The organism is Haloarchaeobius sp. HME9146 (genome assembly GCF_025399835.1).
In the GTDB taxonomy this organism is placed as follows: domain Archaea; phylum Halobacteriota; class Halobacteria; order Halobacteriales; family Natrialbaceae; genus Haloarchaeobius.
The window spans coordinates 445475-467128 of sequence record NZ_JAODVR010000002.1 but is presented as its reverse complement, the minus strand read 5'-3'; the positions used below and the strand labels follow the sequence as shown (position 1 = coordinate 467128).

The following is a 21654-nucleotide window of genomic DNA, read 5'->3' as shown; positions in this document are numbered from 1 at the left end:
GTTTTGAGAGATGCAGTTCACAAGTCGTGCTAGCATACATCACGGGGCGCGATCGGTCGACTCGCCGCTGTCCCGACCGGTACGCTGATTTCCCGGTCCGGTGATAGCCCAGCCATGTCGGACGAAGCGGAGACCGTCCCCGAGACCCGGGAGGCGTTCGCCCTCCTCGGCCACGACATCCGGCTCGAGATACTGCTGGCGCTGCTGGACCGGTGGCGCGCCGCCCAGACGGAGCCACAGGGCTACTCGGACCTGATGCGGGCGGTCGAGATGCAGGACAGTGGGAAGTTCAACTACCACCTCGGCCGCCTCCGGGGCGTCTACCTGCGGAAGACGGCAGACGGCTACGTTCCGACGGCCAGCTCGACGGCGCTCCACCGGGCGGTGCTGGCCAACCGGCCGACCGAGTCCGTGTCACGACACGAGTTCGCCACCAGCGTGGCCTGTCCCGAGTGTGATGGGCCGACGACGCTCAGGTACGACCGGGAGTTCTTCTCGCTTCGCTGCCCGGCGTGTGACGAACTCGTCGGCGGCTTCACCTACCCGTTCCCCAAGAACGGGCTCCGGAACCGCACGGACGAGGTGGTGTTCGAGACGGTGTACGACCGCGCCAGAACGCAGGTCGGACTGGCCCGCCGCGGGCAGTGCCCGGACTGTGCCGGGACCACGACCGTCACCGTCGACCCTGAATCCATCGACCGGGAGGGCGCGTTCCCGGTCGGCATCTCCTGTGAGACGTGTACCTGGGTCGTCGAATCGGGCTTCTACCTGCCGTTGCTCTCGCACACTCGGGTCGCCGCGGGACTTCTAGAAATCGGGCTCCCCGTCGAGGACGCATATCACTGGAACCTGCCGACCCCGACGACGACAGTCGTGCGGACCGACCCGCTGGAACTCGAACTCCGTGTCGATGGCCCGGAGGGAACCACGACCATCGTCGTCGACGGGACCCTCGCCGTCACGTCGGTCACGACGAGTCGGGACCACGGACCGAGATGACCGGCACCTCAGCGAGTCGCACCACGCGCTCCGTGACGCTCCCGAGCAGGTAGCGGTCGAGCCCGGTCCGCCCGTGGGTACCCATCACGATGCAGTCGACGTCGTGTTCCTCGGCGTAGTCGATGATGGCGCGGTAGGGCGGGCCGTGGACCACACTCGTGTGGACCGTCACGCCGTCTCCGGCTTGCACGTGGTTCTGCATCGTCTCTAACGCCTGTTCACCGGCGGCCTCCAGCTCGCCCGTGATGAACCCGGACTCGACGCCGCCGGGCGCGACGGTCGTGTCGACGACATTGATCGCGTGGAGGTCACCCTCGACCGCCTCGGCGAGGTCGGTCGCGTGTTCGGTGGCCTGGATGGCGCACTCACTGCCGTCGGTCGGGACGAGCAGTCGCTCGAAGTTCGCCCCGTCGGGAACCTTGGTGTCTTCGTGGACGGTGAGCACGGGGACCGAGGCGGCACGTATCATCCGCTCCGTGACACTTCCGAGGACGTACCGGTCGAACCCGGTCCGGCCGTGGGTGCCCATGACGATGCAGTCGACGCCGTGCTCGTCGGCGTATCGACAGAGTACCTCGTGAACCTGGTCCGGTTCGTCGATGATGACGGCGTTCGGCTCGATCCCGCCCGCGGTCACCACGTCGCGGGTCGCTGTGAGGACTGCTTCCGCGGCGGCGTCGGCCTCGGCTTCCGACGGTGCGAACACCCGTTCCCGGCGGTCGGGCACGTGTACCACGTCGACGGCGGCCCCGAACCGTCGTGCCAGGGCGGTCGCACACTCGGCCGCGACAAGCGCGGCATCGCTCCCGTCCGTCGGCACCAGTATCCTCTCGTACATGAGACTTCTACACTCTGTACGTGGCGAACGGTGTCAACTCTGTTGCTGACATTCTGTTTCGATGACGTGTCTCTGTGGGGTGATTTCGCGGTGCCATTTGAATGGGTGTGCTAATCATGCTCACACTTCATGCGTTTCGATAACTGTGGTATAGCCGGAGTTCGAGACACAATGACAGTCAACAAGAGCCCCGATCGCGACCTTGCCACGCTGTTCGTGGAGTTGACCGGCGAGACGACCGTCGTCGAGCGCCAGGACGAAGACGCCCACGGCGTCCTCGATGGCGACGAAGGTGCCGCCGTCGCCGAGACGATGCGGAACAACGGCCTCGACGACGCGCTCGCAGAGCCGGACGTCGACTGAGTGGCAAATTCACACCTAAGTACTTTGTGGCCGATGGGCCGCCTGTGGGGGGTGCCGAACCGCGTTCCGGGGTGTTCCCGGGTGCTGTTCGCTTATCGGCTCCGTTTCCTGTCACGGCGTGCTGGTCGACTCGCGTCGGCCGCGCCGCGTGGGTGGTTCGTCCCACGCGGCCACAGCGCTCCTGATTCTGACACACCAGCGCATCCGGAGCGTAGCGAGCGCTTTCGAAAAGACAGACGACTGTTAGTTTCTGCATCTCAGTCACTCACTTCACCACCAGCAACCGTTTTGAAGCTTCGTCGCGAAGTAACATGTATGCAACAAGCGTGGATTCAGCTCCAGTGTTCGGCGTGTGACGAAGGGTGGGAGGCGAACCCGGCCCAGCTCCCCGAACCGAAGCGTGATTTCACGTGCAAGCACTGTGGGACGACCCGCCGGATGGCGGAGTTCGCACAGACGCAGACCGACCTGCGCATCCTGAAGGAGTTCCACGGGGCCTGAGCAGGGTCCACGGTTCGCGGTCGTTTTTCAATCGTCGGCTATCGGCTGGTCCGGGCGGTACTCCCGGCTGATGGCCTTCCACTTCCCGGTCGAGAAGCGATAGTAGTTGATCGCTGCGGGGACGAACGTCTCGGCGGTGAACGACAGGTAGAGTCCCCAGATACCGAGCGCGGTGGTGGCACCGAGGTAGGCGATAGGGATGGTGAACACGAACATGCCCAGCAGCTGGCTGTAGAACGGCCAGCGCGTGTCGCCACTGGCGTCCAGCGGGCCGGCGGTCGCCGACTTGACGCCCTGGCCGACCACGGCGAAACAGGCGGCGTACACCAGCGCCACCGCGATGGGAATCGCGGGGTCATTCGGATCACCGACGAACAGCCGGACGATGGGTTCTGCGAACACGCCGACGAGGAGCCCGGCGACGGTGTACGTCGCCACCGAGAAGATGATGACGCCGCGGGCGTAGGACTCTGCTTCGGCCTCGTCGCCGGCACCGAGTTCCTGCCCGACGAGGCTGCTCGCGGCCAGCGCGAAGCCCCAGCCGGGCGTGTTCATGATGCCCCAGATACGTCGGGCGATGACGTAGGCGGCGAGGACGGTCGAGCCGAATAACCCGACGATGGCGAGCATCGGGAACTTCGCGACCGTCCACACCATGTTCCGGCCGACGACCGGCAGGCCGATCTTCACCAGCTGTCGCAGGTTCCCGAGGTCGGCGTACTGCCCCACGGGAGAGACCTGGACGGGGGAGACCCCGATACCGGGGAGCCGTCCGGCGACCAGTGCGACGACGAAGGCCCCGGTGACGAGGACGTTCGCGAGGACGGTGCCGAGGGCGGCACCCGCGACACCCATCCCCATGTCGAAGATGAAGATGGCGCTGAGCCCGATGTTGGCGATGGCTCCTCCGGAGCGGACGACCATCGGCGTCCAGGCGTCGTCGACGCCGATGAAGATGCGGCTCCCGATGAGGTTGAGGGCGGCGAACGGGACGCCGAAGGAGAGCACCGCGAGGTAGCGCGCGCCGAGTTCGACGACCCGCGCGTCGCTGGTGAGCACCGAGATGAGTTCGGTGGGGAACAGCCGGAAGGCCGCCATCACCGGCAGGGTCACGACGACGACGAGAAGGACGCTCGACCGAACCGCTTGCGCGAGGTCGTCGTGGGCCTCGGCCCCGAACCGCTGGGAGACGAGGGCGATGGTGCCGGCGGCGAACCCGCCGCCGAGGGAGAACGCGATACCCCAGAACGGCGAGGCCAGGCCGACACCGGAGATGGCGAGCGGGCCGACCGCGATACCGACCATCGCCACGTCCACGGCGTTCTTCGACATCCGGGCGATGCCGGTGACGATGCGGGGCCAGGAGAGGTCGGTGGTCCGTTCGACGTGTTCCCGGGGGAGCAAGCCGAGACGGGCGAGCCCGAGCCCTATCCAGAGGATGAGCAACCGGATGGGGTTCGGGACGCGACTCATACCGGGACTATTTCGAACCGAAACTAATGTGTTGCGTCTCCGGAAGCACGTGGTATGCGGTGTCCTCCCTGCCCCGACGATAGCGACTGAGGGCCGAACGATTTTTTGCCGCCTGCACGAAGTGAGAGACGAATGTCGGACGGGAGTGAGTCCGCCGCCACGGCAGGAAGCGGGGAGACGGAGTCCGTCGAACCCCCGGAGTCGTTCGTCCGTCAGGCGAACGTCACCGACCCGTCCATCTATCGCGAGTTCGCGGAGGACTGGCCGGAGGGGTGGCGACGCGCCGCCGACCAGCTGACGTGGTCCCGGCAGTACGATTCGGTGCTCTCCACCGACGACGCCATCCGGTGGTTCCCGGGTGGGGAACTCAACGCTTCCGTCAACTGCGTCGACCGTCACGTCGAGGCCGGGCGCAAGAACCACGCCGCAATCAAGTGGGAAGGTAAGCTGGGCGAGACCCGGACCTACACCTACCAGGACCTCTACCGCGAGGTGAACGCCTTCGCGGCGGCCCTTCGGGACCTCGGCGTCGAGGAGGACGACGTGGTCACGCTGTATATGCCCGTGGTGCCCGAACTCGTCGTGGCGATGCTGGCGTGTGCACGCATCGGCGCGCCGCACTCGGTCGTGTTCGCGGGGTTCTCCGCGGATGCGCTCGCGACGCGCATGGAGAACGCCGGCTCCGAACTGCTCGTCACCTGCGACGGCTACTACCGCCGCGGGACCGCCGTCGACCTCAAGAGCAAGGCCGACAACGCCTGTCTCTCGGTCTCACAGGCGGTGGAACAGGTCGTGGTGAACCGGCTCGAACTGGGCTACCCCGGCGACCACCACGCCTACGAGGACTGCATCGCGGCTCACGACGGCGAGGTGGTCGACCCCGTCCCGCGGGACGCGAGTGACCTGCTGTTCTACATCTACACCTCCGGGACCACAGGTGAACCCACCGAGGTCCGCCACACGACGGGGGGCTACCTCTCCCACGTGGCCTGGACGAGCCACGCCGTCTTCGACCTCGAACCGACGGACACCCACTGGTGTACCGCCGACGTCGGCTGGATCACGGGCCACTCCTACGTCGTGTATGGCCCGCTCGCCATCGGCGCGACGACCGTCCTGTTCGAGGGCACACCGGACCCGCCTGGCAAGGACCGCTTCTGGGAGGTCATCGAGCGCAACGCTGTGGACGTGTTCTACACCGCGCCGACCTCCATCCGGGCGTTCATGAAGTGGGGCGAGGAGGTGCCTGCGAGACACGACCTCTCCAGCCTGCGGCTGCTCGGCTCGGTCGGGGAGAGCATCGACGCGACCGCGTGGGAATGGTACTTCGAGCACATCGGCGGCGGCGAGTGCCCCATCGTGGACACCTGGTGGCAGACCGAGACCGGGGGCGTGATGCTGTCGACCCTGCCCGCCATCGACGAGATGCGGCCCGGGTCGGTCGGCCGACCCCTGCCCGGTATCGATGCCGCGGTCGTCGACGAGTTCGGCGAGGAGGCGACGGTAGGCGAATCGGGCCAGCTCGTCGTGACGAAACCGTGGCCCGGGATGCCCGTCGCCCTCCGTGAGGGAACCGACTGGGCGCAGACTGCCCGGGGTGACCCCGAGGACGCGCGCTGGCAGTACTCGACCGGTGACGGGGCCGTCGAGGACGAGGATGGCTACCTGACGCTTCTGGGTCGACTGGACGACGTGGTGAACGTCTCGGGCCGACGACTCGGCACCTCCGAGATAGAGTCGGCCATCATCGGCGTCGACGGCATCGCCGAGGCCGCCGTCGTCGGTGGCGAGGACGACGTGAAGGGGACGCGAATCCACGCCTACGTCAGCCCGGCCGCGAACGTGGCCGGGACCGACGAGTTGCGCGAGCAGGTCGAGCGGGGCGTCGAGGACGCTATCGGTCCCGTCGCCATCCCCGACGAGATAACGTTCACCTCGTCGCTGCCGAAGACGCGCTCGGGGAAGATCCTCCGTCGCTACCTCGAAGCCATCGCCAACGGCGAGCGTCCGGAGGACACGAGTTCGCTGCGCAACCCCGAGGTCGTCGGCGAACTCGAGTCGCTCGTCGAGGAGTGATTTCACAGATACTGGAATCGGCGAAGTTGGCTCGAGAGTGCTTTCCCCAGATGACGCCATCAGCGGCTGGTACCCGGCATAAACAGCTGTGATAATGCCGAACATTTATTCGCGCTCTCCGAGAAGTGCGAAACGACTGATGTCACCCGGCCAGCACGAGTCGTTCCTGACGGACCCCGAGTTCGAGCGACTCCGCCACGCGACCGAGACCTACCGGGAGGACCTCGTGGTCTCGTTGGCCGGCCTGGTCGGGCTTCGCCCGGCCGAGATGGCAAGACTGCGCCCGGGTGACCTCACCCAGCGGACCCATCACGGACGGACACATCACCTGCTCACGGTACGAGAGACGGAAACCGACGCCACCCAACCCGCCGATGCCGCGACTCGACTCGCCTATGTGCCGGCCACGGTCGCTCACGACCTCCGGAAGTTCGCCAACGTGGAGGGTGTCGCGGCCGACGAACCGTTGTTCGGCGTGAGCCCGCGCCGGCTCCAGATGCTGGTCTCCGACGTGGCCGACCGAACCGACGACGAGCGCCTGCAGTCGGTGTCCTCGAAGGACCTGCGAAAGCACTTCGCCCATCGGTCGCTGAACGCCCAGGGTGTCCCCGCACCGGTCGTCCAGGCGGTCGGTGGCTGGAACAGTCTGGAGAGCCTCGACCAGTACCTCGACACACCCTCTGCGGCGGCCATCGTCGAGGCCTTCGCCCGTGGTTCGACGGGACTGCGGCAGGGCGGTGCGCCCCCGGTCAGACACGACTCACGGCACACACCAGCCACCGCTGATCACCACCAGACCCCCTCGCGGACTGCCGAACTGGTTCACTGCGTCGAGGCCCTCGGCGAGGCGCTGGCGGACGTGGCGACACGTGAAGAAGTCGAGACCGCCGCCTGCAATGCCCTCGCGGACTTCTTCGGGGGGGTCTGGCTCTGTGACGGTGACGGCACACCACGCGAACGCGCTGGAACGTTGAGTGACCAGCTCTCCGATGAGGAACTCGGCGAGGCAATCGCTGGGCAGGACCTCGAATCGAGGCTGGCCGACGGCAGCGACGACGCCCTCGTCTTGGATTCCCATGTCGTCGACGAGCTGGGCACTGGCGGGGACGAGACCCTGTGTATCGTCGCGATACGGTCCGGGGAGACGGTAGACGGCCTGCTCTGCGTCGCGACCCGGTCCGCAGACCGGGAGACACAGCGGGTACTCGCCGACGCCGGCCGGCGAATCGGCCGAACGCTCACCGCGGTCGACCGAAAACGGTTGCTTCTGGCGGACACCGGCGTCGAACTCGCCTTCGAGTGCACCGACCGCAGTTCGTTCCTCGTCGACACGGCGACCGTACTCGAGTGCGACCTCGAACTGGAGGGCGTCGTCCCGGGGAACGACGGTTCCCTCCTGCACTTCGTGACGGTCGAGGGGGCAGGTGTCGGCGACGTGCTCGAACACGTCGACGGGTGCGAGGCGGTCACGGACAGTCGACTGGTCCGTGACTACGGCGAGCACGCGCTCCTCGAGTTCGTCGTCTCGGGCGACGCCATCGCGCCGACGCTGGTCGAACGAGGGGGGACGGTCCGGAGTCTGACCGTCGAGGGCGGGACCGCTCGCGTGACCAGCGTGTTCTCGGACCAGACGGACCTGCGAACCGTCGTCGAGTCGTTCACGGCGTCGTTCCCCGACGCGAAACTGCTCGCCAAACGTGAGGTCGAACAGCCGGTCCAGACGACGGCGCAGGTCGAACAGGTCGTCGACGAGGACCTCACCGAGAAACAGCGGACCGTCCTCCGGGCGGCGTTCCTCTCCGGGTACTTCGAGTGGCCCCGCGGGAGCACCGCCGAGGAGCTGGCGGCATCGATGGACATCTCGTCGCCAACGCTGCACAATCACCTCCGGAAAGCCCAGCAGAAGCTCCTGACGGCCGTGTTCGAGGACTCGGAGCGACCGGCCGACGGCCGCCACTAACTATCTAGGGTCGCGGTCGAGCTCACCGACGCTCCGATTGCCGATGGAAACGGCAGTTCCTGCTGAACGACCGTGATGGATTCGAACACGTCCGAATTCCGTACTGTGGCATGGTTAGTTCCATCTTTTATAGGGGAGTCGTTGTATCGTTATGGTGTATCATGACAGGGGACGATACCGACGTGGAACTCGAGGCACGGCTCGAAGAGCAGGAACGGTTCGAACCGCCTGCGTCGTTCGTCGAACAGGCGAACGTCTCGGACGCGGGCATCTACGAGGAGTTCGAGGAGAACTGGCCCGAGTGCTGGGAGCAGGCGGCCGACCTGCTCGACTGGGACGACGACTACGACACCGTACTGGACGATTCGAACCCGCCGTTCTACGAGTGGTTCACGGGCGGGTCGCTCAACGCGTCCGCGAACTGTCTCGACCGACACCTCGACGAGCGAGGCGACGAGACCGCCATCGAGTGGGTGGGTGAGCCCGTAGACGAAGCGGACCGGAGCTACACCTACGAGGAACTCCATCGCGAGGTGAACGAGTTCGCCGCGGCCCTGCGCGACCTGGGTGTGGGCGAGGACGACGTCGTGACGATGTACATGCCGATGATTCCGGAGCTGCCCATCGCCATGCTGGCGTGTGCCCGCATCGGCGCGCCACACTCGGTCGTGTTCGCAGGGTTCTCCGCGGACGCGCTCGCGACCCGGATGAACGCGGCGGATTCGGAGTACCTCGTCACCTGCGACGGCTACTACCGCCGCGGCGACCATCTCGAGCACAAGGCGAAGGCCGACGAGGGCCTCGCTGGCGTCGAACACGAGGTCTCCGACGTGGTCGTCGCCGACCGCCTCGGTGACGTCTACGACCACCCGATGGCCGACAACCACCACGACTACGACGCCCTCGTCGCGGCCAACGAGGGTGCCGAGGTCGACCCGGTCGAGCGCGACGCGGAGGACATGCTGTTCCTCATGTATACCTCCGGCACGACGGGGAAGCCCAAGGGGGTCAAGCACACCACGGGTGGCTACCTCTCGTGGGCGGCCTGGACCTCCCAGGCGGTCCTCGACATCAAGCCCGAGGACACGTACTTCTGCTCGGCAGACATCGGCTGGATCACCGGCCACTCGTACATCGTCTACGGCCCGCTCGCGCTCGGGACGACCACGATGATGTACGAGGGAACGCCCGACTACCCCGAGCAGGACCGCCTCTGGGAGATCGTCGAGGAGTACGAGGCGACCCAGCTCTACACCGCGCCGACGGCCATCCGCGCGTTCATGAAGTGGGGCTCGCAGTACCCCGAGCGCCACGACCTCTCCAGCCTGCGCCTGCTGGGCACCGTGGGCGAACCCATCAACCCGCGGGCGTGGAAGTGGTACTACAAGCACATCGGCGACGAGTCCTGCCCCGTCGTGGACACGTGGTGGCAGACCGAGACCGGCGGCATGATGGTCACCACGCTCCCCGGTATCAAGGATATGAAGCCCGGGTCGGCCGGGCCGCCGCTCCCGGGGCTCGACGTACAGATCGTCGACGGGGCCGGTGACGAGGTCGAGGCCGGCCGTGCCGGCTACCTCACCGTCCAGAAGCCGTGGCCGGGCATGCTCCGGACCCTCTACCAGAACGACGAGCGCTACGTCCAGGAGTACTGGGCCGAGTACTCGGACACCGACAGCGACGACCCCGAGGACTGGGTGTACTTCCCGGAGGACGGCGCGAAGATAGACGAGGACGGTTACATCACCGTCCTGGGTCGCGTCGACGACGTCATCAACGTCTCCGGCCACCGCCTCGGCACGATGGAGGTCGAATCCGCCATCGTCGGCGTCGAGGGCGTCGCCGAGGCCGCCGTCGTCGGTGGGAACCACGAGATCAAGGGCGAGGCAGTGTACGCCTACGTCATCACCGAGGACGGCTACGACGAGGACGAGGAACTGCGCCAGCGCATCATCCAGGGTGTCGAGGACGCCATCGGGCCAATCGCCCGGCCCGAGGCGGTCATCTTCACGCCCGAACTCCCGAAGACCCGCTCGGGCAAGATAATGCGTCGCCTGCTCGAGGACATCGCGAACGGCGACGAGCTCGGGAACACCTCGACGCTCCGGAACCCGGACGTGGTCGAGGACATCGCGGCGAAGGTAAGCGGCGACTGAGAGCGGCGACCACCGAGCACGCCGGCGCGTGACCGGCGACCGGCCGCTCACCCACACCACCGGTTTTCCAGAACCGACACAGCGACAGCCATAGCGAACACCAAGACCTATGTCAGACACAGCCACACAACCCGCGTCAGAGTCCAGTCAGGGCGACGACGCGGCCGCACGCGAACAGAACATCGACTACCTCGAGGCGGAGATAAACATCTTCAAGCCGGCGACCCCGTTCATGCGCGACCACCTGAAGGTCGTCTGGGGGACGTTCATCGCCTGGGTCCTGTTCATCTTCGGCCCGGTCACGGCGACCGCCATCGCGCCCGGGTTCATGACCGAGACCATCGTGCTGGGCTTCCAGCTCCACTTCTTCCTGACCGCCATCGGCGCGCCGGCGGGGGCACTGCTCCTGTCGGTCGTCTACGCCCGCCAGCGCGACGCGCTGGACGACAAGTTCGGCATCGACCACGAGGACGACTCGGAGACCGCTTCGGCCGGACAGGCCGCGGCCACCGATGGAGGTGAGGAACTGTGATGCCAGATATCGTCCTGCAGATCGGTGAGACCGGCCTCGACGCCGGATTCAAGGCCATCCCCGCGGCCATCACCGCCGGGATGCTCATGCTGTTCCTGAGCATCGGGTACGTGTTCCGCGTGGCCGACACCGACGGCCTCTGGGTCGCCGGACGCTCCATCGGGAACATCGAGAACGGCATGGCCATCGGCGCGAACTGGATGTCCGCCGCCTCCTACCTCGGGGTGGCCGGCCTCGTCGGATTGGCAGGCTACTACGGCCTCGCGTACCTGGTCGGCTGGACGGCAGGGTTCTTCATCCTGCTCATCTTCATGGCCGCCCAGTTCCGCCGCTTCGGGAAGTACACGGCACCGGACTTCATCGGTGACCGGTTCTACTCCGACGGGGCCCGCGCCATCGCCGCGTTCACGACGATCCTCATCGGGTTCGTCTACGCCGTCGGTCAGGGTCGCGGGATGGGCCTGATGTCCATCTACCTGTTCGGGACCGACTACACGACCGGCGTCGTCCTCCTCATGGGCATCACCATCGTGTACGTCGCACTCTCGGGCATGCTCGGTGCGACGAAGAACATGGCCGTGCAGTACGTCATCCTCATCGCGGCGTTCCTCGTCGGCCTCTACGCGGTCGGCTGGTCGCAGGGCTACTCGACCGTCCTGCCCTACATCGAGTTCGGTAACGAGGCGACCTACGTCGCCCAGCAGCTCTCCGCCGAGTTCTCGGCACCGTTCGCCAACGCCTCCTACTTCGTCTGGGTGGCGACCGCGTTCACCCTCATCGTCGGGACCTGTGGCTTACCACACGTCCTCGTGCGGTTCTACACGGTGGAGAACGAGCGGACCGCCCGCTGGTCCTGCGTCTGGGGCCTGTTCTTCATCTGCCTGCTGTACTGGGGCACCGCCGCCTACGCGGCCTTCGGCGGCATCCTCGCCCAGGAGTCTGGCGTCAGCCCGGACGGGGCGCTGTTCACGGGCACGCAGTCCGACGTGCTGGTCGTGCTGACGGCCCAGCTGGCGGAACTGCCGCAGTGGCTCGTCGGCCTCGTCGCCGCCGGGGCGGTCGCCGCCGCGCTCGCGACGACCGCGGGCCTGTTCATCGCCGCCTCTTCGGCCGCCGCACACGACATCTACACGAACATCATCAACGAGGACGCGACCCAGCGCCAGCAGCTCCTCGTCGGCCGTGCGACCATCGTCACGCTGGGCGTGCTGGTCACCGTCGTCGCGCTCAACCCGCCGGCGCTCATCGGCGAACTCGTCTCCATGGCGTTCGCCATCGCGGGCTCGGTGCTGTTCCCCGTGTTCTTCCTCGGCCTCTGGTGGGAGAACACCAACCGGAAGGGAGCCATCGCCGGCATGCTCACCGGGCTCGGCTTCTCCCTGCTCGGCATCGTGAACGAGGTCCTGCCGGGCTACGTCGGCTTCATCGACGGTGAGGTGCTCTCGCAGACGCTGGCCAACGTCATCCCGGCGACCTCCTCCGCGCTCGTCGCGGTTCCGGTGGTCTTCGCGGTCATCGTCGGCGTCTCCTGGGCGACTGAGGAGCCCCCGGAAGACATCAAGAAGCTCGTCCGCCAGTGTCACAGCCCCGAACCCATGCAGCGCATGGAGTCGGCGGAACAGGTCGTGAGTGACGGCGCGAACACCCCTGCAGACGACTGAACATGACGGAACGAATCCTCATCCCGACGGACGGTAGCGCGACGGCGGAGGTCGCCGTCGACAAGGCACTGGAACTGGCCGAGCTGTACGACGCGGAGGTGCTCGCCCTCTACGTGGTCGACACCATCGCGATGGACATCAGCCTCGGCACCGAACAGGTCGAGCGAATCCGCGCCGGCAAGTTCGGCGAGATGGAAGACCTCGAAGACCGGGCACGGAGCGCCACCAGCCGGGTCGCCGAGAAGGCCCGAGAGCGCGGGCTCACGGCGGAAGAACACTTCCGTGGCGGCCGGCCGCACTCGGTCATCGCGGACTTCGCCGAGGACTTCGACGTGGACCTCATCGTGATGGGCAGCCACGGGCGCTCCGGCGTCAAGCGCGCCCTGCTCGGCAGCGTCACCGAGCGCGTGCTTCGCTCGACGCACCGCCCGGTCCTCGTCGTGGACGAACGCGAAGGCGAGGACGATGAGTGAGCACGCCGAGTCGGGGCGCTCACTCGGCGACCTCGGTACCGCGGTCCGGAACCACGTCCGCGAGCACAACGCCGGGATGGCGGTCGACCTCGCGTTCGCGCTCGCCTGGGTGACCCTCGTCACCCTGCTGTTCGAGGTCGTGCAGGGCCCGTCGTGGGCGTACCAGTTGACGCTCGCCTCGGGCGTCGTCGCCTACTACGGCTTCTTCGCGTCGCTGTCGGTCGCGAAGGCGCGACAATAAGCCGATTTCCGTCTCCTGTTTCTCTCACTGTCACCCCTGACGTAACAACAAATCACAGAGAAGGCTTAGCCGCGCTCACTGCCTCTCTTCGGGTACATGCGCACCGACGGCAACAACCGGACGACGGACGCCGTCTCTCAGTCGGACACCGAACAGATTCACGTCTTGCACGTCGACAACGACCCCGAGGCGCAGGACACGACGAAAATCTGGCTCGAACGGACCTGCGACCGGGCACGCGTCGAATCCGTCGAGCGTGCAACCGACGCACTGGCGATCTTCGACGAGGGCGGGGTGGACTGCATCGTGAGTGATTACGACTTGCCGGGGATGGACGGCATCGAGTTCTTGCGCACGGTGCGAGAACGGGACCCCTTCATCCCGTTCATCCTGTTCACCGGGAGTGGGACCGAGGAGGTCGCTTCGGAAGCCATCTCGGCCGGCGTCACCGACTACCTGAGAAAGAGTGGCCCGGGAGCGTACGAGTTCCTGACGAGTCGCATGGAGCACTACGTGAACACCTACCGGACCGAGAAGATCGTCGGCCGGCGGCTCCGGGCGATGGAGTCGGCGCGCGAGGGCATCGCCATGTTCGACGAGGACGGGCAGTTCATCTACGCGAACCAGGCCTTCGCCGAGATGTACGGGTACACGACCGAGGAATTGCTCAAAGAGCGATGGAAGCTGCTCTTCGACCCGGAGGACCGCGAGTACATCGAGAACACTATTATGCCGGCAGTCCCACACAAGGGCCGGTGGAGCGACGAACTCGTCCAGCGGCGCAAGGACGGGAGTCCGGTTCACGTGAGCGTGGCACTCTCGTACGCCGAGAACGGGACGATGATATGTGTTGCCTTCGACATCTCCGAGGAGTACGAGGCCGAGCGACTGCTGGACGAAGAGAAAGAACGCTTCGAACTGCTGATAGAAGCTATCACGGAGTACGCCATCTTCTCGATGGACCCCGAGGGGCTGGTGACCACCTGGAACTCCGGGTCCGAACGAATCAACGGCTACCACCACGGGGAGATCATCGGCGAGAAATTCTCGATATTATACACGACTGAGGACGTCACCAATGGGGTTCCGGAACGACAGTTGGAGCACGCCCGTGACGAGGGACCGGTTCACGAGAAGGGGTGGCGGGTGCGGCGGGGCGGCTTCCGGTACTGGGCTGATTTCACCCTCACCGCGGTGAACGACGAGAACGGTGCCCATCGTGGCTTCGTCTGCGTCCTCCGCGATATGACCGACCAGCTCGAACGTGAGCGCCAGCTCCAACAGCGGGTCAGGCAACTCGACGAGTTCGCGGGCATCCTCAGTCACGACCTCCGGAATCCACTGTCGACCGCGAAGGTCAGTCTCGACCTCGCGGCCGAGGACGCGGACCAGGCAACCGACCACATCGCCCGCGCCGACCGGGCACTCGACCGCATCGATGCCCTCATCCAATCGCTGCTGGAACTCGCGCGCAAGGGCGAGACCGTCAGTGACTTCGAACAGGTCTCACTGGTCGAGTGTGCACAGCTCGCCTGGGACACCGTCGACGCGCCCGACGCCACCCTCGACGTCGACCCAGACACGGATTCGATAGAGGGCGACGCCGAACGCGTCCAGACCCTGTTCGAGAACCTGTTCCGCAACGCGGTCGATCACGGCGGGCAGACGGTGACCGTTCACGTCGGCGAGACGCCCGAGTACTTCTTCGTCGAGGACGACGGTCCCGGGATTCCACCGGCGGACCGAGCGAAGGTCTTCGACTACGGGTACACGGGTGACCCGGATGGGACGGGATTCGGCCTCGCCATCGTGAAGAGCATCGCGGGTGCCCACGGCTGGGACGTCACCGTGAGCGAGAGCGAGATGGGTGGGGCGCGCTTCGAGTTCGCGGGCGTCGATGGATTCGAAACCGACGACGTGTGACCGGCCCGTAGCCGACAGCCCATTCAACGCCTGTGTTTAGTTATCGGAATCAGTACCTTTCCACCCCGGGTACAGCCACCGACCGACGAGATGTCTCGACGGCTCGAAGGGCCACGAGCGAATACTGGAAGCGCTCGGGTTCGCCGCCCCCGTCTGGGGTCGCGGGCACCAGCGTGTCCGCCGGAGTCGAACTCGCTCGTGGGCATGCCTCTCGCTACCGAGAGGACACACAAAAGGGATGGCCCCAACACGAACGTTTTCCTATCGCCCCGCTGAAATACCGGTATGTCCAACGAACAGGTCCGCCCCTTCCGCTACGATTCCGAAGTCGACCCCGGTGAGAAGAAGCAGTTCCGCTACGAGGTGAGCGAAACCTATCTCGGTGACTCCGTCGAGATTCCCGTCACCATCATCAACGGCAAACACCCCGGCCCGCGCGTGTTCATGACCGCGGCTATCCACGGTGACGAACTCAACGGGGTGAAGGTCCTCCAGGAGGTCGCCGACCGGTACTCCCCGAGCGACATCCACGGCACACTGGTACTCCTCCACGTCGTGAACGTCCCCGGCTACCAGGCCCAGCAGCGGTATCTCCCCATCTACGACCAGGACCTCAACCGGTCGTTCCCCGGCCGGGAGCGCTCGACGACCGCAGAGCGCATCGCCCACCAGGTCTACAAGCGATTCGTGAGCCAGTGCGACCTCGGGCTGGACTTCCACACCTCGACCCGGAACCGCACCACGATGTATCACGCCCGCGCCGACATCGAGCGTCCGGAGGTCGAGCGCCTCGCGGAGGCGTTCGGCACGAACGTCATCCTCTCCGGTGAGGGCGACGAGAGTTCGCTCCGGGCGGTCGCGTCCCGGAACGGCATCCCCACGCTCACCGTCGAGATGGGGAAGGCACACCGCTTCCAGCCCGCACTCATCGACAAGGCGCTGGCCGGCGTCGAGAGCGTCCTCGCCGAGTACGAGGTCTATCCCGAGGGAACCGTCGAGGAGCCGCTGTGGCGGAAGGTCATGGGGCCCGAGGAGGAGAAGCGCTGGCTCCGGGCCGACACCGGCGGCCTCGTCGAGATGAAGTGGGGGCCGAACCCGCTCGTCCACGAGGGCGACACCATCTGCACCGTCTCGGACCACTTCAAGGAGGAAGAGCACGTCATCGAGGCACCGTTCACCGGCCTCATCGTCGGCGTGCTGGAGAACCCCGTCGCGCTCCCGGGCCACCCCGTGTGTCACCTCGTCAGACTCGACAGCGAGACGCGCGAGGAGATCGAGCGCGAGATAACCCAGGGCGAGTTCGACGGGTATCGCTCGTACGGCCAGCGCTGGATGGCGGACGAGGAAGAAGCGGAGTAGTCGAGTCGCTCACGACCCGCGTATCAGGGCGATGTTGCCCTGGACATCGTTCACGACGCGTTCCGTGACTGTCCCGAAGGGTATCCGCGATTGCTCGGGCCGGTTCGAGAGCCCGACACAGACGGTGTCGTACTCGCTGGCCGCCTCGACGACCGCCCGTCCGATGTCGTCGTCGACGACGACCCGGACGTCGTACTCGCCGGGGTCGAGCCCCGCCGCCTCGGCGGCGTCGGCCACGACCGCTCGACCCCGCGCTTCGGCATCCGAGTCGTCCCCAGCGCCGGGGGACTGGACGTTCAGCAGGGTCGGGACGGTCCCGTCGACGGTTGCGAACTCGACCGCCTGATGCGCGACGACCGGTGCGTTCGGTCCCGGTGCGACGAGCGCGACCGGTGTCCCGATGGTCTCGTGTTTGATGTCGACGAGCGAGACGTCACAGCGGGCGTTCCGGACAACCGTGTCGACCGCCGTGCCGAAGACGTGCCCGTCGTGCTCCAGCGTCCCGTCCCAGCCGAGGAGTGCCTCGTCGGCTTCCTCGTCCTCGAGCACCTCGAGAATCGCCTCGCCGACATCGGGGGCAACAATCGCCCTGGTCCGGAGGGTGACGTCCATCGCGCTCGCGATGTCCTGGGCGTTCTCGAGGAGTTCACGTTGGTGTTCCGCACGGTCCGCCTCGACGTTCTGGAGCGGCGAGGGCTGTGCGACCGGCGTGACGTTGACCGCGACGAGTTCGGGCGTCCCCCGGTCCGCGTTGGCGCGTGCGCTCGCCGCCGCGAGGCGGAGCAGCCCGTGCTGTGTCGCCGGATTCGCCACCGGGACGACCACGCGGAACGGCTCGGCCGGCTCCCCGCGGAGCACCTCGCGCAAAAGCCCCTCGCTCACGACGCGCCCCCGGGTGTAGGTGACGTACCAGATGGCTCCGAAGACAACGATTCCCGATCCGATGATGACGACGACAGTCGCCATCTGCGAGACGACGAGGAGCGACAGTATCACGCCGAGCACAGGGACGACCGGGTAGAGCGGTCGAGGCAGCTTGAACGAGGGGTCGTAGCCGTCCGGGTCGGCTTTCCGGAAGACGACGAGCGAGACGTGGACGAGCGAGTAGGCGACGAGGAAACTGAAGCTCGCCGCCTCTGCGAGCAGCGCGATGATCGTCTCCACTTCGAGGCCGACGAGGATGAGCAACGCCGTCACGCCACCAGTGGCCGCGATGGCCCGGTGGGGCGTGTAGTACCGGGGGTGGCTCACGTTGAACCAGTCGGTCACGACACCGTCCCGGCCCATGGCGTAGATGACTCGCGAGGCAGCGAGGATGGAGGAGTTAGAACTCGATATCGCTGCGATGATGGCGGCAAAGACGATCGCGATCACCCCCGCCGGACCCAGGTAGACGACGGCCACGTCCGAGACAGGGATGGGGGAGTCGCCGAGCGACTCGAAGGGTATCACCCCAGTGCTGACGAGCATGACGAGGACGTAGAGAATCGTCACCAGCACTACCGAGAGGATCATCGACAGGGGGATGATCCGACTCGGGTTCTTGATCTCGCCCGCGACAGTGGCGATTATCTCGAACCCGAGGAACGAGATGAACACGATGCCGGTCGTGGCGACGACACCACCGGGCCCGAAGGGGGCGAACGGCTCGAGGTTCCCCGTATCGATGAAGAAGACGCCGACGGCGACGAAGACGAGGATGATGGCGGTCTCGGTCCCGATGGTGACGTTCTGGAACGCGCTCGACTCCTCGGTCCCGTAGTAGTTGACCCCGAGAAGCAAGACCAACCCGACGAGCCCCAGCCCGACGATGAAGCCCCGTCCGTCGAGAAACGGAATCGGCTCGACGAGGTATTGTCCGAACCCGATCATGTAGAACGCGCTCGCGAACATCAGCCCGGTCCACATCCCCCAGCCGACGACAGCCCCGAAGAGCCCGCCGAGTGCACGGTTGACGTAGTGGTAGCTCCCACCTGCGATGGGCATCCCGGTCGCTAGCTCCGAGAGTGAGAGGGCCGCGAGCAACGCGACGAATCCGGCGATGGCGTAGGATATCGAGCTCGCGGGACCGGCGGTCTCGGCAGCGATACCGGGGAGGATGAATATCCCCGCACCGATCATCGTCCCGCCGCCGAGCGTCATCGCCTCGACGAAGCCGAGCGTCCGCTCGAGTTCACCCCCGTCGGCGCTCATCTGTCCGCCCCCGTGTGCCCGGTCCGGAGAGTCACTCGACGTCCCTCACGATGAGTGCTGGGGCTTCGATGGCGTCGACGATTCCCGAGAGCACGTCTCCGATGATCCGCTCCCGGAGCGATGGCTCGGTCTCGCCGAGGACGACGAGGTCGTACTCCCGACTCAGGTCGACGATCTCCGTCTGCGGGTCACCGTCCTCTGCAAGCCGCCAGTCAACGCGGTCGCGGTCGACCCCGTACTCGACCAGGCGGTCGACGGCACCCAGCAGAAGGAGTTCCCCCTGGCTCGGGTCGGCGTCCTCCGAGACGGAGTGGAACAACGTGGCAGTCTCGTCCCCCGCCAGCAACAGGTCGGCGACGACCCTGAGAATCCGGTCGAGGTTCACGTCCCCGCGAAGGGGGACGAGGACGCGGTCGACGGTCTCCGAACGCCCGGGTGTCAATACCGCGTTGCAGTCGTACTCGTCGGCGATTCGGTCGATGGTGGCATCGCGGCCGTGCGTGAAAACGAGCACTTCGTCGAGCGTGTCATACTCCCCGGCTACTGCGGCTAACCGGTCCGCAGCCGCAGTGCCGTGCTGGTCCCTGAGCAGTGCCGGCTCTGCCTGGTCCGGAACCGGAAAGTACCCGAGGAGTACGACCTCGACGGTACCGAGGTGGTCGAGGACATCCAGAGCGGGGAGACCTTCTCCCGAGACGTCGAACGGGACGAGGATAGTCAGACCACCAGTGTGAGTCATGATGGGAAACAATCACCTCGCCCGGAGTTAAATCCTTCGCGGGGACGGGTGACGACGGTTCTCGGAGCGCCCTCGGGTTCGAGGAGTGCTGGGTCAAGCCGTCGGATTCCCGCTGACCGGACGAGAGACGGTCCGTATCACAGCACGCCACGTCCGTGTTGCAGACAGGGCACGAATCGGTCACGACCGGGTAGCAGCCGTCAGCGAGTTTCAAATGTCTGGGAAATTGACAGGTCTGGGGCCCTGGGTCCCTCACTCCGCATCGACCGACCTGTGTTCTCTCTCACTCGCCGGAACGGCGACGGCATCCGGGCGGTCGCCGGCAGCGTTGTCGGGCGTTCTCGTTGCGTCCTCTCCGCCCGAGAGCGCCCGCAGCGACACAACCAGCCCGGCTCCCAGCAGCACCAACCCACCCGCGACGCCGAAGGCGAACAGGTAGCCCACGGTCGCCGCCCAGCCACCGAGAACACCCCCGATACCGCCTGAGACTGCCCCGAGGGCGGTGTGCACACCCAGAATCTCGCCGCGTATCGCCGGCGGTGCGAGCCGGGTGACGATGGCCGTCCCGACGACGGCGATGAAGGCCCACGTCGCACCGATGGCGGCGAGGCCGACCCCCGAAACACCGAGACCGTACGTGACGCCGCCGATGCCGGTGATGAGGGCGACGGCCGGAAAGAGCAGTCCGCGGGCCGCGAGTGCCCCAGACTGGAGCAGTCGGATGTCGAGTTTCCCAGCGAACTGTCCAGCGCGCTCGTAGAGGACGGCCGATCCGAGACTCGACGCGAGATACAGTGCGAACACCTGTCCGGAGTCGAAGTTCAACTCCGTGAAGAAGAGCGGGAGCGGCGCCCAGAACGCGGCCGAGCCGGTGAAGAAGAAGACGGCAGCCGCGAGGTAGGTCACCAGCGCCGGGTTCAGCCGACCGCGGAGTCGCTGCGGATGGAACGACTGCATCGTCCAGTACAGCCGGTTCGGCGAGAACGCGAAGGTCGCACCCTTGATGCCGCGGCGCGAACTCGACAAGAGTCGTGCGACCTTCCGGACCTCACGGTCGCTCGTGACGTGGTCTTCCTCGGTCGGCCGGGGCAGCGACCGTGCCGCCCCGAGGACACTCGCGGCGGCACACGCGGCGAGGAGCCAGAACAGGACGCGCGTGACTGCGGTTGCACCGACCAGTTGCGCGCCGACGAAGGGCCAGACCGTCCCGAGAACGAGCCCACCGGCCCAGCCGTAGCCCTGGTACTTGTTCAGCTGGCCGATGCGTTCACTCCACGCCGATTCTGGCGAGTCGTCCACCACGAGCATGGTCACGACCGGCGCGATGGACGCGACGAACAGCCAGAGCGCCGCGTTGGCGACGATGACTGCCGCGATACTCGTCACGAGGGGAACCACCGCGAGTGCGAGTGCAACGATGGAAAGCGTCGACAGCACCAGCGGCCTGCGATGCCCGACGCGGTTCGCCAGCTTCCCGAACAGGATCGCTCCTGGTGCACCGATGACGGCGGCGGTCGCCGCGAGCACGCCCAGTTCGACTGGTGATGCACCCAGCTGGACGATGTAAAGCGGTATCAGGAGAGACGCGCCCCCGAAGGCGACCGAGCCGAGCGCCCACGAGTAGAGCCAGCGGTCTGTCATTGGGTCGATAGTACAGCACCGGTCGATTAAGGCTACTGGTCCGGTGAAGAGTCACCGGGAGTCTCGGGACGGTCTCCTGTGGCACCTTCGATGGGATTCCTGGGGCGGTTACAGCGAGTCAGGCCCCTCGGTCGTCGACAGGTACGCGGTCAGGTCGGTGGTCGTGACCACGCCGATGACCGCGTTCTCGTCGTCTACCACGGGCAGGTGGTGGAAGCCGTGTTCGAGCATCACGTCTGCCGCGGTTCGGATGGACTCGTTCACCGTGGTCGTGATGACGTCCGTGGTCATCGAACTGCCGACGGTCTGGGCCGACTCCTCGTCGCCGTGTGCGACGACACGGACGAAGTCGGTCGACGTGAGGATTCCCTCCAGTTTGCCGTCGTCGTCGACGACGATGGCCGAGCCGATTCCGTTGTCGAGCAGGAGCTGTCCGGCCTCCCGGATGGAGGTCTCGGCATCGACAGTGTGTACGGGTGAAGACATCAAACTACCCACAAATACGTCGCTCATCTGAAGCAGTACA

18 protein-coding genes are annotated in these 21654 nt (G+C 66.3%); 12 read left to right on the top strand and 6 right to left on the bottom strand.

The window, feature by feature from the left end:
• Positions 1–114 precede the first annotated feature (114 nt).
• Positions 115–999: an ArsR family transcriptional regulator gene (locus tag N6C22_RS19925; protein WP_261652962.1), complete on the top strand. Its 885-nt coding sequence runs from the start codon at positions 115–117 to the stop codon at positions 997–999.
• Here the strand turns inward: N6C22_RS19925 and N6C22_RS19920 are convergent.
• Complete coding sequence (locus N6C22_RS19920) at positions 968–1837, bottom strand: universal stress protein (protein WP_261652961.1); 870 nt, start codon at positions 1835–1837, stop codon at positions 968–970. The genes N6C22_RS19925 and N6C22_RS19920 overlap by 32 nt on opposite strands.
• A 171-nt stretch (positions 1838–2008) precedes the next feature.
• On the opposite strand from N6C22_RS19920, the gene N6C22_RS19915 reads away from it, so the two are divergent.
• Entirely contained in the window at positions 2009–2200 is a 192-nt protein-coding gene (locus tag N6C22_RS19915; RefSeq protein WP_261652960.1) for a hypothetical protein, read from the top strand.
• Positions 2201–2515: 315 nt separating this feature from the next.
• Entirely contained in the window at positions 2516–2701 is a 186-nt protein-coding gene (locus tag N6C22_RS19910; RefSeq protein ID WP_261652959.1) for a hypothetical protein, read from the top strand.
• A 27-nt stretch (positions 2702–2728) separates the two neighbouring features.
• On the opposite strand, the gene N6C22_RS19905 is transcribed toward N6C22_RS19910, so the two are convergent.
• A complete protein-coding gene (locus N6C22_RS19905; protein WP_261652958.1) occupies positions 2729–4174 on the bottom strand; it encodes an MATE family efflux transporter in 1446 nt (481 codons plus the stop codon).
• Positions 4175–4306: 132 nt separating this feature from the next.
• On the opposite strand from N6C22_RS19905, the gene acs (N6C22_RS19900) reads away from it, so the two are divergent.
• The 9 genes from acs (N6C22_RS19900) (at position 4307) to N6C22_RS19860 (ending at position 16555) form a co-directional block, all read left to right on the top strand.
• On the top strand, positions 4307–6250 hold the full coding sequence (gene acs / locus N6C22_RS19900; protein WP_261652957.1) for an acetate--CoA ligase: 1944 nt from the start codon (positions 4307–4309) through the stop codon (positions 6248–6250).
• 139 nt (positions 6251–6389) lie between these two features.
• On the top strand, positions 6390–8210 hold the full coding sequence (locus tag N6C22_RS19895) for a bacterio-opsin activator domain-containing protein (RefSeq protein ID WP_261652956.1): 1821 nt from the start codon (positions 6390–6392) through the stop codon (positions 8208–8210).
• A 161-nt stretch (positions 8211–8371) separates the two neighbouring features.
• Positions 8372–10366 (top strand): acetate--CoA ligase, encoded by a 1995-nt coding sequence (gene acs, locus N6C22_RS19890; RefSeq protein WP_261652955.1) that lies wholly within the window; start codon positions 8372–8374, stop codon positions 10364–10366.
• Between the two features lie 109 nt (positions 10367–10475).
• Positions 10476–10898, top strand: a complete 423-nt coding sequence (locus N6C22_RS19885) for a DUF4212 domain-containing protein (RefSeq protein WP_261652954.1) — start codon at positions 10476–10478, stop codon at positions 10896–10898.
• Positions 10898–12559, top strand: a complete 1662-nt coding sequence (locus N6C22_RS19880; RefSeq protein ID WP_261652952.1) for a VC_2705 family sodium/solute symporter — start codon at positions 10898–10900, stop codon at positions 12557–12559. The genes N6C22_RS19885 and N6C22_RS19880 overlap by 1 nt, the downstream gene beginning before the upstream one ends.
• A 2-nt stretch (positions 12560–12561) precedes the next feature.
• Entirely contained in the window at positions 12562–13032 is a 471-nt protein-coding gene (locus tag N6C22_RS19875) for a universal stress protein (protein ID WP_261652951.1), read from the top strand.
• Entirely contained in the window at positions 13025–13273 is a 249-nt protein-coding gene (locus N6C22_RS19870) for a hypothetical protein (RefSeq protein WP_261652950.1), read from the top strand. The genes N6C22_RS19875 and N6C22_RS19870 overlap by 8 nt, the downstream gene beginning before the upstream one ends.
• Before the next feature lie 96 nt (positions 13274–13369).
• Positions 13370–15196: a PAS domain S-box protein gene (locus N6C22_RS19865; protein ID WP_261652949.1), complete on the top strand. Its 1827-nt coding sequence runs from the start codon at positions 13370–13372 to the stop codon at positions 15194–15196.
• 285 nt (positions 15197–15481) lie between these two features.
• The gene (locus N6C22_RS19860; RefSeq protein ID WP_261652948.1) at positions 15482–16555 is read left to right on the top strand and encodes a succinylglutamate desuccinylase/aspartoacylase family protein; all 1074 of its coding nucleotides are present in this window, start codon (positions 15482–15484) and stop codon (positions 16553–16555) included.
• 9 nt (positions 16556–16564) lie between these two features.
• Here the strand turns inward: N6C22_RS19860 and N6C22_RS19855 are convergent, their stop codons facing one another.
• From N6C22_RS19855 to N6C22_RS19840, 4 genes are all read right to left on the bottom strand, one after another.
• Complete coding sequence (locus N6C22_RS19855) at positions 16565–18748, bottom strand: amino acid permease (RefSeq protein WP_261652947.1); 2184 nt, start codon at positions 18746–18748, stop codon at positions 16565–16567.
• A gap of 31 nt (positions 18749–18779) precedes the next feature.
• Positions 18780–19487, bottom strand: coding sequence for a universal stress protein (locus N6C22_RS19850; RefSeq protein ID WP_261652946.1), 708 nt, complete (start codon positions 19485–19487; stop codon positions 18780–18782).
• 252 nt (positions 19488–19739) lie between these two features.
• The gene (locus N6C22_RS19845) at positions 19740–21128 is read right to left on the bottom strand and encodes an MFS transporter (RefSeq protein WP_261652945.1); all 1389 of its coding nucleotides are present in this window, start codon (positions 21126–21128) and stop codon (positions 19740–19742) included.
• A 108-nt stretch (positions 21129–21236) separates the two neighbouring features.
• On the bottom strand, positions 21237–21641 hold the full coding sequence (locus N6C22_RS19840; protein WP_261652944.1) for a CBS domain-containing protein: 405 nt from the start codon (positions 21639–21641) through the stop codon (positions 21237–21239).
• Between the last annotated feature and the right edge of the window lie 13 nt (positions 21642–21654).